We start from the raw sequence: 15,434 nt of genomic DNA on the forward strand, positions 1-15,434 counted from the left end.
CGGTCGTTCATGGATCTGTTCAGCAGTGAGCCGATAGCCCAGCCTCTGGCCGCGCGTTTGCGTGCGACCAATCTGGATGAGTATGTCGGTCAGCAACATTTGCTCGCCCACGGCAAGCCCTTGCGCGAAGCGCTGGAGCAGGGCGCGCTGCACTCCATGATTTTCTGGGGGCCGCCAGGCGTTGGGAAAACCACGCTGGCGCGCCTGCTGGCCAAGGTATCGGATGCGCATTTCGAAACGGTGTCGGCCGTGCTGGCGGGCGTCAAAGAAATCCGCCAGGCCGTCGAAGTCGCCAAGCAGCAGGCAGGCCAGTACGGTCGCCGCACCATTCTGTTCGTCGACGAAGTGCACCGGTTCAACAAGTCGCAGCAGGACGCTTTTCTGCCATACGTGGAAGACGGCACGTTGATCTTCATCGGTGCCACCACAGAGAACCCTTCGTTCGAGCTTAACAACGCGTTGCTGTCCCGCGCCCGCGTGTATGTGCTCAAAAGCCTCGACGAAGCGGCGCTGCGTCAATTGGTCAATCGCGCATTGACCGAGGAGCGCGGGCTGGGCAATCGTCATCTGACCCTGGGCGATGAAGCTTTCAGCACGTTGCTGGCGGCTGCCGACGGTGATGGCCGACGCATGCTCAACCTGTTGGAGAACGCCTCCGACCTGGCCGAAGACGGCAGCGAAATCGAACCGGAGTTGCTGGCGAGCCTGCTGGGCGACAGCCGTCGTCGTTTCGACAAGGGCGGGGAAGCCTTTTACGATCAGATTTCAGCCCTGCACAAATCCATTCGCGGTTCCAACCCCGACGCGGCGTTGTACTGGTTCGCGCGGATGATCGACGGCGGTTGCGATCCGTTGTACCTGGCGCGCCGCGTGGTGCGCATGGCCAGTGAAGACATCGGCAATGCCGATCCTCGCGCGCTGCCGCTGTGCATGTCGGCCTGGGATGTCCAGGAGCGGCTTGGCAGTCCCGAAGGTGAACTGGCCGTCGCGCAGGCCATCGTCTACCTGGCGTGCGCGCCGAAAAGCAATGCGGTGTACATGGGCTTCAAAATGGCCATGCGCGAGGCCACCGAGCACGGTTCGCTGGAGGTGCCGCTGCACCTGCGTAACGCGCCGACCAAGCTGATGAAGCAGCTGGGTTACGGCGAAGAGTACCGCTACGCCCATGACGAGCCTGATGCCTACGCGGCGGGGGAAGACTACTTCCCGCAGGAACTCGAGCCACGTCAGTATTATCAGCCGGTGCCCCGTGGTCTGGAGCTCAAAATCGGCGAAAAGCTCAAGCATCTGGCTGCGCTCGATCGCGCCAGTCCCCGCCAGCGGAGAAAATAGTGATTCAGACGATTCTTGCGGTGTCGATTGCCGGCATCGCTGGTACATTACTGCGTTTCGCGGCAGGCACTTGGGTGTCTGCCAACTGGCCTCGGCACTTCTACACCGCGACGCTGGCCGTCAACCTGGTGGGATGCCTGATCATCGGCCTGTTGTATGGATGGTTTTTACTGCGCCCGGAAGTGCCGATCGAGGTCCGTGCCGGCCTGATCGTCGGTTTCGTCGGCGGCCTGACGACATTTTCGTCTTTTTCTCTGGATACGCTGCGCTTGCTGGAAAGCGGGCAGGCGCCACTGGCCATCGGCTATGCGGCAGTCAGCGTGTTCGGCGGGCTGCTTGCCACCTGGGCCGGCCTGTCCCTGACCCGAATTTAATAAACCCGATTCAATAACGAGGCAACGATATGCTCGACTCCAAACTGTTACGTACCCAGCTTCAGGACGTAGCGGATCGCCTGGCTTCCCGGGGCTTCACACTGGACGTGGCCCGCATCGAAGCGCTGGAAAACCAGCGCAAGACCGTGCAGACCCGCACTGAGCAGCTTCAGGCCGAGCGTAATGCCCGTTCCAAATCCATCGGCCAGGCCAAACAGCGTGGCGAAGACATCGCGCCGTTGATGGCCGATATCGACCGCATGGCCGAAGAGCTGAGTACCGGCAAGAAAGAGCTGGACGGCATTCAGTCCGAACTCGACGCCATTTTGCTGAACATGCCGAACCTGCCTCATGAATCCGTGCCGGTCGGTGCTGATGAAGAAGAAAACGTCGAAGTGCGCAAATGGGGCACGCCTGCTGCGTTCGATTTCGAGGTCAAGGATCACGTGGCGTTGGGCGAAAAGTTCGGCTGGCTGGATTTCGAAACCGCCGCCAAGCTTTCTGGCGCACGCTTTGCCCTGTTGCGCGGCCCGATCGCTCGACTGCACCGTGCGCTGGCGCAGTTCATGATCACTCTGCACATCAACGAGCACGGCTACGAAGAGGCTTACACCCCTTATCTGGTTCAGGCGCCTGCGCTGCAAGGCACCGGTCAATTGCCGAAGTTCGAAGAGGATCTGTTCAAGATCGCCCGCGAAGGCGAAGCCGATCTTTACCTGATCCCGACCGCCGAAGTCTCGCTGACCAATATCGTCTCCGGCGAAATCCTCGACGCCAGACAGCTGCCGTTGAAGTTCGTCGCTCACACGCCGTGCTTCCGCAGTGAGGCGGGCGCATCGGGCCGCGACACGCGCGGGATGATCCGTCAGCACCAGTTCGACAAGGTCGAGATGGTGCAGATCGTCGAGCCCGAGAAATCCATGGAAGCGCTGGAAAGCCTGACCGGCAACGCCGAACGCGTGCTGCAGTTGCTGGAATTGCCTTACCGCGTGCTGGCGCTGTGCACCGGCGACATGGGCTTCAGTGCAGTGAAAACCTACGACCTGGAAGTGTGGATTCCGAGCCAGGACAAGTACCGCGAAATCTCGTCGTGCTCCAATTGCGGCGATTTTCAGGCCCGTCGCATGCAGGCGCGCTGGCGCAACCCGGAAACCGGCAAGCCGGAGCTGGTTCACACCCTGAACGGTTCCGGGCTGGCGGTCGGTCGTACGCTGGTGGCGGTGCTGGAAAACTATCAGCAGGCCGACGGTTCGATCCGTGTGCCTGACGTGCTGAAACCCTGGATGGGTGGCATCGAGGTCATCGGCTAAATGGAATTTCTGCCACTGTTCCATAACCTGCGGGGCGCCCGGGTTCTGGTCGTGGGCGGCGGCGAGATTGCCTTGCGCAAATCTCGGCTGCTGGCTGACGCCGGAGCGGTGCTGCGCGTGGTTGCACCCCAGATTGGCGCAGAGTTGCACGAGCTGATCGACAGCAGCGGTGGCGAGGAATTGTTGCGCGGCTACAGCGAAGCCGACCTGGACGGTTGCGTGCTGATCATTGCCGCGACCGATGACGAGCCGCTCAACGCGCAGGTTTCCGCCGATGCGCGTCAGCGAGGCGTGCCGGTCAATGTGGTGGATGCGCCTGCGCTGTGCAGTGTCATCTTCCCGGCGATTGTCGACCGCTCGCCCTTGGTCATCGCCGTCTCCAGTGGCGGCGACGCACCCGTCCTGGCGCGGCTGATTCGCGCCAAGATGGAGAGCTGGCTTCCGCCCACCTACGGACACCTCGCTGGACTGGCCGCGCGTTTTCGGCATCAGGTGAAGAACCTGTTTCCCAACGTGCAGCAGCGCCGGGCGTTCTGGGAAGAGGTGTTCCAGGGACCCATCGCTGATCGGCAGCTCGCAGGGCAGGGTGCGGAAGCGGAGCGTCTGCTGCAGGCCAAAATCGATGGCCAGGCGCCTGCGGCCACCGGTGAGGTGTATCTGGTCGGCGCCGGGCCGGGTGATCCCGACCTGCTGACCTTCAAGGCGTTGCGCCTGATGCAGCAAGCTGATGTCGTCCTCTACGACCGTCTGGTTGCACCGGCGATTCTCGAACTGTGCCGTCGCGATGCGGACCGGATCTATGTCGGCAAGCAGCGCGCCGATCACGCGGTGCCTCAGGATCAGATCAACCAGCAACTGGTTGCGCTGGCCAGGCAGGGCAAGCGCGTGGTGCGGCTCAAGGGCGGCGATCCGTTCATCTTTGGCCGTGGCGGCGAGGAAATCGAAGAGTTGGCGGCCCACGGCATTCCGTTTCAGGTGGTGCCGGGCATTACTGCGGCCAGCGGATGCGCCGCCTACGCCGGTATTCCGCTGACCCACCGCGATTACGCCCAGTCCGTGCGTTTCGTCACCGGTCATCTGAAGAACAACACCACCGACCTGCCGTGGAAGGATCTTGTGTCACCCGCTCAGACGCTGGTGTTCTACATGGGGCTGATCGGCCTGCCGATCATCTGCAGCGAATTGATCCGACATGGTCGCGCCGCAGACACACCGGCTGCTCTCATTCAGCAAGGCACCACGTCCAACCAGCGTGTATTCACCGGCACGCTCGCCAACCTGCCGCAGCTGGTGGCAGAGCACGAAGTGCATGCACCGACGCTGGTGATCGTGGGGGAAGTCGTCACGCTGCGTGACAAGCTGAAGTGGTTCGAAGGGGCGCAAGCTAGCATCTGATCAGCGCCGCTGGCGGATGCCAGGCGCGCCGCTGACCTGTTTCGATCAGGCCAGCCGCGCCCCTGTGCTTTGCAGCAGAAGCAGGTGGATCAGGCGTGTTGCAGGATGCCTTTACCGCTCAAACGCGCACGGTCGTGTTCGCCACTGAAGTCCTGCGCCGGGCCTTTCGGCACCACGCCCGTCGGGTTGATGGTGACGTGGCTGGCGTAGTAGTGATGCTTGATGTGTTGGAAATCGACGGTGTCGGCGACGCCCGGCAATTGATATATCTCGCGAACCCAGTTGCTCAGGTTCGGATAATCCGCGATCCGCCGCAGGTTGCACTTGAAGTGGCCGTGATAGACGGCGTCGAAGCGAATCAACGTGGTGAACAGGCGAACATCGGCTTCGGTCAGGTACTCGCCCGCCAGATAACGCTTGCTGTCCAGCAACGTCTCCAGCTTGTCGAGTTCGCCGAACACGTCATCGAACGCCTCTTCGTACGCACCCTGAGACGTCGCGAAACCGGCGCGATAAACGCCGTTGTTCACCGCAGGGTAGATCTCGTCGTTCAAACGGTTGATTTCCGGGCGCAGCGCTTCGGGGTACAGATCCAGCGTGTTGCCGGTCAGACCGTCGAACGCTGAGTTGAACATGCGGATGATTTCCGACGACTCGTTACTGACGATGCGCTGAAGCTTTTTGTCCCACAGCACTGGAACCGTCACACGGCCCGTGTAATCGGGCGTGTCGGCGAGGTAGCGCTGGTACATGAACGTGTGGCCATCGAGCGGATCGCCCGTCGAGCCTTTCTGCTGGTCGAAGGTCCAGCCGTTTTCGCGCATCAGCCAGCTTACAACCGACACGTCGATCAGCTCCTCAAGGCCTTTGAGTTTGCGCACGATCAGCGTCCGATGGGCCCAGGGGCAGGCGAGCGAAACGTACAGGTGGTAACGGCCGGCTTCAGCCTTGAAGCCGCCTTCGCCGGAAGGGCCAGGGCGGCCGTCTGCGGTCACCCAGTTACGGCGCTTGGCCTGTTCACGCTGAAACGCGCCGTCTTTGCTGCTTTCATACCACTGGTCTTGCCAGCGTCCTTCAACGAGAAGGCCCATGTCTGACTCCAAATAGATGTGTACAGATGTACGTTGGAGATCAGTCTAAAGAGAATCGTTCGAACAAATAGCGCAAAGAATGGGCGGTAATAATCGATTAAATCGATTTATTCCGGTTTGCCCAGAATTGCTCGGCGCGTTCGAACGCTTCGGGCCTTGGCATGCCCAGGCCCCGCAATGCCAGCGCGATCGTGGCGATCAGTGCCAGCTGCGGATAGCTGTCCTGCGCTTCGCCCTTCCAGATGGCAATCAGTTGCTGCGGGTCGAGGGTCGCGGGTTTGACATGACGACGATCGGACAGCGCCGGCCACTCTTCGTCCCAGGCCTGACCCGCTGTCGTGCCGTAAAGGTGGCTGATGGTGTCCGGGTTGATTTCGATTTCACCGCCGTCGCCCTTGATGACGATGGCGTGATTGCCCAGCAGGCTGCTCGCGTCGCGGTGCACAGCCTGATAGCCCGGATGGAAAATGCTTTGCAAGCCACAGCGGGCCCCGAGCGGATTGAGGATGCGCGCCAGAGAGTGGATCGGCGAGCGCAGCCCCAGCGTGTTGCGCAGGTCGATCATGCGCTGCAACTGCGGCGCCCAGTCGCGCAGCGGGATGAACGCGATGTTCTGTTGTTCGAGCGCCTGACCGACCGCTTGCCAGTTGCGGCACAGCGGAATGCCCAGCAGGTCGAGCAGTTGTTCGCTGTAAAGACGGCCCGCAGTATGAGCGCCACCACCATGCATCAGCACCCGCACGCCGTTCTGCGCGAGGCATTTGGCGGCCAGCAGGTACCAGGGCAGATGGCGCTTCTTGCCGGCGTAGGTCGGCCAGTCGATGTCGACCGCCAGCGGCGGCGCGTTCAGTCGTTCGCGCACCGCTGCGGTGAAACCCGCGAGTTCCTCCGCGCTTTCTTCCTTGTGGCGCAGCAGCATGAGGAAGGCGCCAAGCTGGGTGTCCTCGACCTTCTGGTCGAGCACCATGCCCATCGCTTCGCGGGCCTCCTCGCGCGTCATGTTGCGCGCGCCGCGTTTGCCTTTCCCCAGAATGCGCACGAACTGTGCGAACGGGTGCTCGGCGGGCGTTTCGGTAACGAGTGGGGCGAAATCAGTCATAAGCAATTGGTCGGTCTGGGCAGGCCCGCCAGCTTGGCGGCAAGTTTGGCAGGAGTGCCGTTGAACAGACGGTTGAGGTGCAGGCTGTTGCCTTTTTCGGCCCCGAGCTTGAGCGCGGTGTACTTGACCAGCGGCCGTGTGGCGGGTGACAGCTGGAACTCGGCGTAGAAGTCACGCAGCAGCCGCAGGATTTCCCAGTGCTCGGCGGTCAGGACGATGTCTTCCTCCAGCGCCAGGGCCTGGGCAACCTCGTCAGACCAGGCGTGCAGGTCTTCGAGGTAGCCGTCCTTGTCCAGTGCCAGGGTACGTCCTTCGACGATAAGTTGCTTCATAGCCAGGTGTTGACCTTGTCGTATTGCACTGACAATGCGACGAATCGGGGATAGTCGACAGCCGTTGCCCATTCCGGCAGTGGGAGATTTCGCGCTTTGGCGTCCTCGTCCAGCACAAACAACAACAGATTGTCGGCCCGCGCTTCCAGCGCCTGACGCGGTGCCGTCGAAGCACTGAGCGCGTACGTGGCGTCGCCGCAGAGCAGAATCGCATCGGCGCTGCCAAGCAGGCGCAGGCAGCTGTTCAGGCGCGTGTCTGTAAAAGGCGAGTGAGATAACACATGCAAAGTCGACATCAGAGCGTAATCACCTGGTCGTAACGGTCAATGAGCGCGGCGATCTCCTGATCGCGCAGGACCTGCAGCGTCTCGACGTTCAGTTCAGTTGGGCCCATCCCACGCTCGGCCAGGCTGGTGTGGCAGGCAAACAGATCATCGACGCCAAACATCGAAAGCGCCTGCAGGTTGGCGGTGATGTCCTTCTGCTGCAGTTCGCCGGCGGCCTGGGCGGGCAGCAGCTGCAACACGCCGTCGTCCAGAAACAGCATTGCCAGCGGGAGATCGAACGCGCCGCCTGCAAGGGCGATGTCCAGCGCTTCGCGAGCACTTGGCCCGGACCATGGCGCCTGCCGACTGATGATCAACAATGACTTCGCCATGTCATGGCCCTCCAAAGCAGATCAGGCGATCGGCCGATTGCACCGCATCGTGCAACTGGCCCAGACCGGACAATTCCCAAGGCGCCGCGAGATTGACGGCCGGGCGCGAATAACGCCGGGCTTCGTCCGCGTCGAGAACGCCACGGCGCAGGGCAGCGGCGATGCAGACGACGCCGTCCAGTTGATTGCCTGTCACAAAGTCCCGCCACTGCGCCGCAACGTCCTGTTCATCCTGCGGCGTCACAATGTTGGACGACGCGCTGTGCACGCCATCCTGGTAGAAAAACAGCCGCACGATTTCATGGCCGCCTGCCAGGACCGCCTGCGCGAACAGCAAGGCGCGGCGCGACGAGGGCGCGTGAGCAGGGGAGTAGAGGGCAATCGCGAACTTCATGGGCGGCTCGGCAGCAAAACGGTGTGGTCAATGCAGGCAATGATAAAGAATTCATGAACGCGAGACAGCAAAAAGCCCGCCGAAGCGGGCTTTTTGTTGAATGACGCGTCGAATCAGTCGTCGCGGCCCATGATGCCGAAGATCTGCAACAGGCTGATGAACAGGTTGTAGATCGAAACATACAGGCTGATCGTTGCCATGATGTAGTTGCGCTCGCCACCGTGGATGATGGCGCTGGTCTGGAACAGGATGCAGACCGACGAGAACAGGACGAAGCCTGCGCTGATAGCCAGTTGCAGCCCGCTGATCTGGAAGAACATGCTCGCCAGCACAGCGGCCAGCAAGACAAAGAAGCCAGCGGTGATGAAACCACCGAGGAAGCTCATGTCCTTGCGGGTGATCAGCACGTAGGCCGACAGACCACCGAACACCAGCGCGGTCATGGCGAACGCCGAGGAAACGATCTCAGCGCCGCCCTGCATGCCCAGGTAGCGGTTGAGGATCGGGCCGAGGATGAAACCCATGAAGCCGGTCAGCGCGAACGCCGATACCAGGCCCCACGCCGAGTCGCGCAGTTTGTTGGTCAGGAAGAACAGACCGTAGAAACCGATCAGCACGACGAAAACATTCGGGTAGCGGACGTTCATCTGCTGCGCGACGAACGCCATGATGCCGCTGAATGCGAGAGTGAGGGCCAGAAGGCCGTAAGTGTTGCGCAGGACGCGGCTAACCTCTAGCTGCTCGACCTGCACGCGGTTGTTGACTGCGTAATCCTGTTCGCGCATGGCGCTACTCCTGATGTGAAATGAGCGGTTTGAAATCTCAAGTTGCAAAGATCATAACAGAGCTGAAGCCCCGCGCCAGGCAGAGAGTTTGACAGCTTGTTTCATTCCGGTATTATGGCGCCCGCAACGCAATTGGAGGTGTGGCCGAGTGGTTTAAGGCAGCAGTCTTGAAAACTGCCGACTGTAACAGGTCCCTGAGTTCGAATCTCTGCGCCTCCGCCATATTCTGTACCGTCAAAGCCCCGTTTTTCGGGGCTTTGTCGTTTCTGGCGTTTGGTTCCATCACCCTTTCTGACCGAGCGGCGTTCCGAAATTTTTGTGGGCGTTCCGAAACTCGCACGCACCGCAGGCTTATTTGGTAGGGGGCACGATCTCGCCTACGCGGCGATAGACGATCTCGGCAATGCGCTTGTCGGAATGGCCGAGTAGCTTGCTCGCGACGGCCAGGTCTTCGATTTCGCTCGCCGCTTTGGGACGAATATTTCGGAACTGGAACGCTTTGATGTCGGCTCCCAGCTTCTGGTCGAACGCCTCCACGGCCACCGCTGCGGCTCGTCGGCTGGCTTCATCAAAACGCATTAAAGGCGGCTGAGTACGGGACGGTCTTTATCCCAATTGGCCCAACGATAGCAATGCGAATTGGCATGCTCAGTCATAAGACTATGTCGATTGAGCAGTATGCAGAATTATTGAAGGGGGGGCGCGAAATGGACAAAGTGCCCTAGATGGGGGATGAATAGATCGGCATGTTGGTCTATCAGGCATGACGGTGATGGATCTCATTGTGCCGCACTGCATGTTCGGCGTTCTTATGGGGTAAATCCACATCGTCGCTAACCCTGGGCCGGTTACCAGTGACGCCGGGCTCACCGTTGTCCCAAGCGCCACATTTGAGACCTGCCCGCGCGACCTGACAGTGGTTTTCGCTCCAGGTGGGACGGGACGGAACGCTGCAAGCTGTCTCCGATCAAGCGACTCTGGACTTGGTACCTGATCGGGGCGCGCGGGCCAAATACATAACCAGCGTCTGTTCCGGATCGTTGATCCTTGGGGCTGCTGGGCTCCTGAAAGGCCACAGCGTTTCCCTATACTGGTCGGGTCGGAAAGCACTCGCGGATTTCGGCGCCACCCCTGTCGACAGCAGGGTCGTGAATGTCCGAAACCGAATCAACGGGGCGGGTGTAACGGCAGGGCTGGATTTCGGTTTGGCGATAGTGGCGGAGCTCAGGAATAAGGTATATGCCGAGTGCACTCAACTGATGAGCGAATACGACCACAGCACCCTTCAATGCAGGCTCGATGAAAACTGTACCGATGGAGGCAGAGAAAGCGATGATTGTGCTGGCTGCCAATTTCGCGGAAAAGGCAAATGCGCTTTCGGGGTCAGTTAGGAGGTAATCCCATTGCCGTAAATCAGATCACCGCCTTGAGTGGATTATCTGATTTACTTGAAGTCGGTGAAAGGAATTTGTAGGCGCCTAATAGCAACGTTGTGTTCAAGCGTCCGCAAATACCTCGCAATAGCCGAGGCAAATCTTGGAAATGTGCGGTGAAATCTCTGTGTTTATTTGACGCCACAAATTTGTTGATTTCGCACCTAAATTCCAATGCTGGAAGTCGCCAAATCATGAGAGTTTTTGAGAGTGTTTCGAAATATTTCCGGATGGCGCGGGTGGAAGGCCCAATTTTAAAGGGCTGGCCATACATACAGCAGATGTTTGGATCCAACGCGGCAAATTATTCACTGGTCATCCACATGCCATCACCTTGCAATGACAGATTGACCCCATTATCTTGTAAAAAGATCAGCGAAAAGCACGACGTCTTGTGTTTTCGCGGTCTGCGAAGGATTCAGTCAAAACAGCGGATGCACGTGCCAAGTGTGGTCGCCGAGCACGTACACCCGCCCACCCTGAATCAACGTTTACGATGGCAGGACGCGCGCATTAGAGAGAAATCCGAGTTGGGGTGTCAATCATCCCTCTCGAATTTCCGCTCAGGGGTCGCTCCTGCCTGCTAACCCTAAAGCAGTATAGGAGCGCTTAATCGTGCTTAAAAATACCAAACAAACTTCGTCCTCTGTGGCGAGCCTAGCGTCCCAAATCCTGCGCAGCGACAGCTCCTCAGCGATCCAAAAAGAGCTCGCAGGCTCGGCAATGGCTCAATCCTCTACCGGTAAGCAAACCGGTGCGGATATGGAAACCAAGGCCAGCCATGTTCTTGAAAGCGGCAAATACAACGCTACCACTAAGAAGCTCGCTGCTTCAGTGCTCTCTCAGTCCAACAAAGAGCGGGGTAACTGATATGGCTCAGTATTTGGTTAATCGCAATGCGCAGACTAACGGTGATCATGAGGTGCACACCACCACGTGTCAGTACCTCCCAGCGCTCCACAATCGCTTGGATCTGGGATATCACCTTTCCTGCTACACCGCCGTTCAACAGGCGCGGCTCACCTTCCGGCAGTCTAATGGTTGCCGCTGGTGTTCTCAGCTGTGCCATACGCAGTAACTGCTGACCCCTCCCGAACTCAGCGTCTGAGAACGGGGGATTGAGGCAAAGTCATCCCTTTGGATGGGCCCCAAGGATGGGGCACCCTGAAGTATCGCGTTTCTCTAGACCAGGTTTGCAGTGCGCAAGAACATACTCATCGTTTATTTCTGCTCGCTAGAGCTGGCTGTATCTGAGTCGTCCTGCATATCCGGCGGGAATCGATCTTCAAGGCCGGGATAAGCAGCATTCACATCACTAAGAATTGAGTTCACCAGGTTGATTGCGTCGGCCATGGTAGGTTCCAGCATGCGATGCCTCGGCAGTGGAATTCGGTGAAAGCGGTGTAGAGGATTGAGGCAGTGCGTGAAATTGGTATCCCTCCTCGCACCCCACTGGCCGTGCACGAAACCAGACGCCCAACCGTAGTAACGGTCGTAGTCTTCTTTCGTGCCTAACTCGTCTGCTGATCGACGTAGATCCTTTCCGCACCAGTGGCCAAGATCGATCTCGATGTACTCTTGGAAAAAGTCCTCGTTTGAAAGAGCCTCCAAGGTTTCCTGGTTCACAAACTGAGGTTTCTGGCCGGACATCTCCTCGTGTTTGAGCAGAGCTAACTTGGCCTGACCGGCACCGTAGGAGCGGAATTTCTTCCACATATTATCGGTGCCGCAGCGCACTAGGTAGGCGAGAGAAATTCGACACTCGGTGAGCGAGCGGAGCAACAGCCTTCCTGTGATACCTGAGCTGAGAGGGCCTACGCTCATCTCCGCCAAGCAGGCCAGTGCAAACTCCGAACCCAAACACGCCGTCGTGCTTCGGGTTCAGCCCGGCAGTCTTTAAAGTGGAAACCCAGTGATCAAAAAGCGCTTCTCGAACTTCCTGATGCCCTCGTCCAAACGACTCCGGATCGTGGCTAGCTTTTCCTCTCGGCTTTAAAAGGGCCGGTACGCAGTCGTATTTCAAGCCCGAATGCCCAGAATGATTTTGGCAACGTGGGAATCTTGCAAATGAGTCGAGTATCGCCCACGAAGATGCTTGTCTCCCTTCCATTCTTGAATGTGGGCCTTGAGGCTCTTGATCATCGCTGGATCTGTATCTGAGACTCGCTCGCTCGCTCGCTCGCTCGCTGGCTGGAAACATCAGGTCGGCGGCTCCCTCGATGATGCTGGCTAGGGTCATGCACAGCGCCCAGTTTGAGCCGGATGTCGCCTGAGCAAGCTCTTGGTAATAGTGCGTGAGAGCATTGACCTGAAAGTTCGGCTCGCCGGCTTCATTCCGGGCGTAAACAACCATCGATAGGATGGCATCATAGAGCTCCCAAAAGTGCTGGTGATCTGGCAACGTCGTAGCGGAAAGGATCGAGGAAATCGCGTAATTTGCTACGTGCTCAGGCACTACTCTTAAGGATATTTAGGCGGTGCCGTCGCCCATATTTCTAGCAACCAATCGAGGGTAAACGACTTGACCGAGTAAGATATTGAACGGTTCGCTAATCCAGTTCTCTGCATAGGGTGCACGAAAATCTGCGGAAGCCCCCGCAATACCCAGAGTGTGTTCCCGTCTCTGCGACCAGCCACAGTGGCGGTATTCGGCGACCCTTCCGGAGCCGGATCTTGCCGCCTTCTTGGCGGTGGATGAGGAAGCTCGAGATCACGGTCGTAGATCACTTCCGCTCCGCGATGTTTGGCTACGCCATAACCCGACGCAATGGTCATGATGACCTGTATCACGCCTGATAGCCGCCAGCGCGATACTGTGATTCACCGACCTTCACATCAACCCAGCCACAATTCCAACGTATTCCATCGTAGTCGGTGGCAAAGACCCGTAGCTGTTCTATGGTGCGGTACGGGTTGTTTCTGGCTAATACCAAGGCCTCAAGCGCGCGACCCGGATCAGGGGCTTCAGCGTGCATCACAAAGTGCATGGATGTCCGAGAATCAATGGATATATGCCCAGGCCCTACCAGCAAGGTGGCTCATGGTCGCTTCCCATGACCTCCATCACTAGGCACTCAATCAGCTTAGGTAAACGGAGAAGCTTATAGTCCCAATGGTCAAGCGTTGGCAATGTACTTCCTGTAATCAAAGGCTCAGAGGCTCTTTTAGAGAAAGGCAGTTGTCACAGGGGACATCGGTGCCAGTCCTGTGAGAGCCGATATCGAAACTCCGAGCAGAAAGCTAGTCGTGGTAATACCTCGCGTACTCTGGCAGCGGACCGTCGCCGAATCGCAGCTTCTTCTGGCTGCGCCTCAAAAGCTCTGTAGCATGGCGACGCCTCCTACTTCCCTGGAGCACGGCCACAGGTACTAGCAGCCATGGAAAAGAAAGAACCCACGCCAGTGCCTTCTGTTCTTGGATAGTGTCCTTCACATATCCTTTTTTGTTATCCAGCATGACGTAGCAAATTACTTTTTTATCCCATTCGTCAGGCAATGGAGCTGCAGTTGTATCCAGCAGGCAGTTTCCTGAGTTCAAATTCCAAGCATCTGCTGCATGCAAGGGCTTAGGTAGATACGACGTGAAGGAGAAAGCTTCACTGTCAGTCACCCAAAACCACTGCCCGGTTTTGTTCACCTTTATCAACGCAGCATTGGGTGTGTGGATGGCGAAGAAAAAACCAGCCGCGACCAGCACTGCTAGCAGTATAAATGTCTTCAAAAACTTCGGGGTTGGGATGTTGAAGGTTTGCTCTGTGGGGTTCAGATACGGTCGCGCTTTCTTCAGCTCGTCCAGCCGGATCGCAGAACGCTCTGCCCATGCGATTAACTTGTCCATCGCATAGGGCGTTTTGACGTTTAGCTTGAATTTGAAATTAAAATAATTGAGGTCAAGTTCTTGCTGCTGATGTCTCTTTAATTTTTCGTGATTGAAAGTGTGTTTGCTACTGATTAGGTCAGACAATCGGCTCTTGATTAAAAACAGTGACTCCGTGATTGCGCATAAATACACAATGTACAGTGCAGCCATCGCAGCTACGAAAAATGGTGCGATTTTTTGGAGTTTATCTACGGTAACTGATACGGAATCAAAAAACTGTGGATCCATTGTTTATCCCTCAAATGCGTTGACCGATGGCTATATAATTTTGGAGATAGCCTCTGTTTCGTCCCACGAGGCAGATTCGTGAAGCTCCTGCTGGGTGTACAGCATCTGTAGCATCTCGAGATAAGCCACGATCGATATCGAAGGCTACGTCGACTCCACTGAAATCTTGGTAACGTAGCCGTATTTCTTCCTTGCCACCTTCACCTCTTCTTGCTCGGCCAACAGGGCGCTCAATGTATCCGCTTCATGGATCAGCTCGAACGTCTTACCCTCGAATTGGTTGCCAACCTGCAGTATCACTCTGAGGCGCGGGTGAACGCTTTTGACGATTTCTTCTTCGGTACTGGTTCTACCGGTGGCGAGGACGCGATCTCTGGTAGCGGAGCAGGTGCTGCGAGGTCAGGTGCCTGTGGTGATCGCGCGGTGCTCCCGAAGGGTGCGCGGCGCATCTCTTCTTCTGTCAAATCTGTGGCCATCGGGCGTCTCGCGGGGATGTGTTACTGGCCTAATATTACCATTTCGTCCTGCAGTCAGGATTCTGAGCCTGATGCTGGTTTACACCCGCCTAGTGGACGACCTAGGATCGTTTGAGTGCCCGACACGCGAGAAGTGAAGATTTTCTCGCGAGTTCCCTATTGGCGATCTGCCAATCCTTCAAAAATGGCGTTACCCGATGGCATCTGTCACGCGGGCTAAAATCCCCTTGTAAGGAAAGACTATGAGTATCAAACGCGACAATGACATCGTGCCAACCAGCTCAACGAAAACAACGATGCTTACTGGCAATCACGTGGTTACGACGAGCGCCCAGATCATTGGGGAGATCGTTCCGAAGAGGAAGACTGACATGGCCAATACACCGAAAGCACCTCAAGACGCCCGTTCTGACCAGAAGAATCCCAATCGAGGCACCCCTGGAACAAATGTCATCTGGGACAAGGCGCAAGGTAACCGGGGCAAGCAACTCAATCCGAATCAGGGTGGCCGCAAGGGCTCCTGACTGAAGCTGATTAGAGAGCTACACTGCCAAGTTGCGGTCTCGCTTTCAGGTGGGGCTCATCGGTTTTCCAAGAGCCTCACGAGCAAAGCGATATTCCTGTCGGTAAGCATCCATGATCCCCGTG

The 15,434-nt window shown here is 57.8% G+C and carries 16 protein-coding genes, 1 tRNA gene and 2 pseudogenes; 8 read left to right on the top strand and 11 right to left on the bottom strand.

Annotated features, from left to right (window positions below; genetic code table 11):
* The first annotated feature begins 9 nt into the window (after positions 1-9).
* The 4 genes from AAGQ88_RS08375 to cysG are packed head-to-tail and all read left to right on the top strand — an operon-like array spanning position 10 to position 4,411.
* The gene (locus AAGQ88_RS08375; RefSeq protein ID WP_285425793.1) at positions 10-1,332 is read left to right on the top strand and encodes a replication-associated recombination protein A; all 1,323 of its coding nucleotides are present in this window, start codon (positions 10-12) and stop codon (positions 1,330-1,332) included.
* On the top strand, positions 1,332-1,706 hold the full coding sequence (crcB, locus tag AAGQ88_RS08380; protein ID WP_093466843.1) for a fluoride efflux transporter CrcB: 375 nt from the start codon (positions 1,332-1,334) through the stop codon (positions 1,704-1,706). Before AAGQ88_RS08375 ends, crcB begins: the two co-directional genes overlap by 1 nt.
* A 29-nt stretch (positions 1,707-1,735) precedes the next feature.
* Complete coding sequence (gene serS / locus AAGQ88_RS08385) at positions 1,736-3,016, top strand: serine--tRNA ligase (protein ID WP_342654961.1); 1,281 nt, start codon at positions 1,736-1,738, stop codon at positions 3,014-3,016.
* A complete protein-coding gene (cysG, locus tag AAGQ88_RS08390) occupies positions 3,017-4,411 on the top strand; it encodes a siroheme synthase CysG (RefSeq protein ID WP_342654962.1) in 1,395 nt (464 codons plus the stop codon). It abuts the gene before it with no gap.
* 89 nt (positions 4,412-4,500) lie between these two features.
* Here the strand turns inward: cysG and AAGQ88_RS08395 are convergent, their stop codons facing one another.
* The 7 genes from AAGQ88_RS08395 to AAGQ88_RS08425 all read right to left on the bottom strand — a co-directional run bounded on the left by AAGQ88_RS08395 (position 4,501) and on the right by AAGQ88_RS08425 (position 8,770).
* Complete coding sequence (locus tag AAGQ88_RS08395) at positions 4,501-5,502, bottom strand: glutathione S-transferase family protein (RefSeq protein WP_342654963.1); 1,002 nt, start codon at positions 5,500-5,502, stop codon at positions 4,501-4,503.
* Between the two features lie 97 nt (positions 5,503-5,599).
* The gene (locus AAGQ88_RS08400; protein ID WP_342654964.1) at positions 5,600-6,601 is read right to left on the bottom strand and encodes a glycosyl transferase family protein; all 1,002 of its coding nucleotides are present in this window, start codon (positions 6,599-6,601) and stop codon (positions 5,600-5,602) included.
* A complete protein-coding gene (locus AAGQ88_RS08405) occupies positions 6,598-6,933 on the bottom strand; it encodes a TusE/DsrC/DsvC family sulfur relay protein (protein WP_093466854.1) in 336 nt (111 codons plus the stop codon). Before AAGQ88_RS08405 ends, AAGQ88_RS08400 begins: the two co-directional genes overlap by 4 nt.
* On the bottom strand, positions 6,930-7,229 hold the full coding sequence (gene tusB, locus AAGQ88_RS08410) for a sulfurtransferase complex subunit TusB (protein WP_285425788.1): 300 nt from the start codon (positions 7,227-7,229) through the stop codon (positions 6,930-6,932). The genes AAGQ88_RS08405 and tusB overlap by 4 nt, the downstream gene beginning before the upstream one ends.
* Positions 7,229-7,591, bottom strand: a complete 363-nt coding sequence (gene tusC, locus AAGQ88_RS08415; RefSeq protein ID WP_342654965.1) for a sulfurtransferase complex subunit TusC — start codon at positions 7,589-7,591, stop codon at positions 7,229-7,231. Before tusC ends, tusB begins: the two co-directional genes overlap by 1 nt.
* Before the next feature lies 1 nt (position 7,592).
* Positions 7,593-7,985 carry a sulfurtransferase complex subunit TusD gene (gene tusD, locus AAGQ88_RS08420; RefSeq protein WP_342654966.1) on the bottom strand — a complete coding sequence of 131 codons (393 nt, stop codon included), beginning with the start codon at positions 7,983-7,985 and terminating at the stop codon, positions 7,593-7,595.
* Positions 7,986-8,098: 113 nt separating this feature from the next.
* Positions 8,099-8,770 (bottom strand): Bax inhibitor-1/YccA family protein, encoded by a 672-nt coding sequence (locus tag AAGQ88_RS08425; protein WP_093466862.1) that lies wholly within the window; start codon positions 8,768-8,770, stop codon positions 8,099-8,101.
* A gap of 134 nt (positions 8,771-8,904) precedes the next feature.
* On the opposite strand from AAGQ88_RS08425, the gene AAGQ88_RS08430 reads away from it, so the two are divergent.
* Positions 8,905-8,992: transfer RNA gene (locus tag AAGQ88_RS08430), tRNA-Ser, on the top strand.
* 129 nt (positions 8,993-9,121) lie between these two features.
* On the opposite strand, the pseudogene AAGQ88_RS08435 reads toward AAGQ88_RS08430, so the two are convergent.
* Positions 9,122-9,349, bottom strand: a pseudogene (locus AAGQ88_RS08435) (integrase); the annotation flags it as partial.
* 353 nt (positions 9,350-9,702) lie between these two features.
* On the opposite strand from AAGQ88_RS08435, the gene AAGQ88_RS08440 reads away from it, so the two are divergent.
* Together AAGQ88_RS08440 and AAGQ88_RS08445 are read left to right on the top strand one after the other, a co-directional pair.
* Positions 9,703-10,161 carry a DJ-1/PfpI family protein gene (locus tag AAGQ88_RS08440; protein WP_342654967.1) on the top strand — a complete coding sequence of 153 codons (459 nt, stop codon included), beginning with the start codon at positions 9,703-9,705 and terminating at the stop codon, positions 10,159-10,161.
* Between the two features lie 657 nt (positions 10,162-10,818).
* Complete coding sequence (locus AAGQ88_RS08445) at positions 10,819-11,073, top strand: hypothetical protein (RefSeq protein ID WP_342654968.1); 255 nt, start codon at positions 10,819-10,821, stop codon at positions 11,071-11,073.
* A 351-nt stretch (positions 11,074-11,424) separates the two neighbouring features.
* Here the strand turns inward: AAGQ88_RS08445 and AAGQ88_RS08450 are convergent, their stop codons facing one another.
* From AAGQ88_RS08450 to AAGQ88_RS08460, 3 genes and pseudogenes are all read right to left on the bottom strand, one after another.
* Positions 11,425-11,985 (bottom strand): DUF5677 domain-containing protein, encoded by a 561-nt coding sequence (locus tag AAGQ88_RS08450; RefSeq protein WP_342654969.1) that lies wholly within the window; start codon positions 11,983-11,985, stop codon positions 11,425-11,427.
* A gap of 1,458 nt (positions 11,986-13,443) precedes the next feature.
* Positions 13,444-14,310: a DUF6216 family protein gene (locus AAGQ88_RS08455; RefSeq protein WP_342654970.1), complete on the bottom strand. Its 867-nt coding sequence runs from the start codon at positions 14,308-14,310 to the stop codon at positions 13,444-13,446.
* 144 nt (positions 14,311-14,454) lie between these two features.
* Positions 14,455-14,786: pseudogene (locus AAGQ88_RS08460) on the bottom strand (hypothetical protein).
* A gap of 242 nt (positions 14,787-15,028) precedes the next feature.
* Between AAGQ88_RS08460 and AAGQ88_RS08465 the strand changes: the two are divergent.
* On the top strand, positions 15,029-15,310 hold the full coding sequence (locus AAGQ88_RS08465; protein WP_342654971.1) for a hypothetical protein: 282 nt from the start codon (positions 15,029-15,031) through the stop codon (positions 15,308-15,310).
* Positions 15,311-15,434 lie beyond the last annotated feature (124 nt).

Source organism: Pseudomonas sp. F3-2 (assembly GCF_038804275.1).
GTDB lineage: Bacteria > Pseudomonadota > Gammaproteobacteria > Pseudomonadales > Pseudomonadaceae > Aquipseudomonas.

What these genes read in the sequence shown, in the direction of transcription:
- AAGQ88_RS08375 (WP_285425793.1), top strand. Translation starts at nt 10, where the DNA reads ATGGATCTGTTCAGCAGTGAGCCGATAGCCCAGCCTCTGGCCGCGCGT.
- serS (WP_342654961.1), top strand. Translation starts at nt 1,736, where the DNA reads ATGCTCGACTCCAAACTGTTACGTACCCAGCTTCAGGACGTAGCGGAT.
- cysG (WP_342654962.1), top strand. Translation starts at nt 3,017, where the DNA reads ATGGAATTTCTGCCACTGTTCCATAACCTGCGGGGCGCCCGGGTTCTG.
- AAGQ88_RS08395 (WP_342654963.1), bottom strand. Translation starts at nt 5,502, where the DNA reads ATGGGCCTTCTCGTTGAAGGACGCTGGCAAGACCAGTGGTATGAAAGC.
- AAGQ88_RS08400 (WP_342654964.1), bottom strand. Translation starts at nt 6,601, where the DNA reads ATGACTGATTTCGCCCCACTCGTTACCGAAACGCCCGCCGAGCACCCG.
- AAGQ88_RS08405 (WP_093466854.1), bottom strand. Translation starts at nt 6,933, where the DNA reads ATGAAGCAACTTATCGTCGAAGGACGTACCCTGGCACTGGACAAGGAC.
- tusB (WP_285425788.1), bottom strand. Translation starts at nt 7,229, where the DNA reads ATGTCGACTTTGCATGTGTTATCTCACTCGCCTTTTACAGACACGCGC.
- tusC (WP_342654965.1), bottom strand. Translation starts at nt 7,591, where the DNA reads ATGGCGAAGTCATTGTTGATCATCAGTCGGCAGGCGCCATGGTCCGGG.
- tusD (WP_342654966.1), bottom strand. Translation starts at nt 7,985, where the DNA reads ATGAAGTTCGCGATTGCCCTCTACTCCCCTGCTCACGCGCCCTCGTCG.
- AAGQ88_RS08425 (WP_093466862.1), bottom strand. Translation starts at nt 8,770, where the DNA reads ATGCGCGAACAGGATTACGCAGTCAACAACCGCGTGCAGGTCGAGCAG.
- AAGQ88_RS08455 (WP_342654970.1), bottom strand. Translation starts at nt 14,310, where the DNA reads ATGGATCCACAGTTTTTTGATTCCGTATCAGTTACCGTAGATAAACTC.
- AAGQ88_RS08465 (WP_342654971.1), top strand. Translation starts at nt 15,029, where the DNA reads ATGAGTATCAAACGCGACAATGACATCGTGCCAACCAGCTCAACGAAA.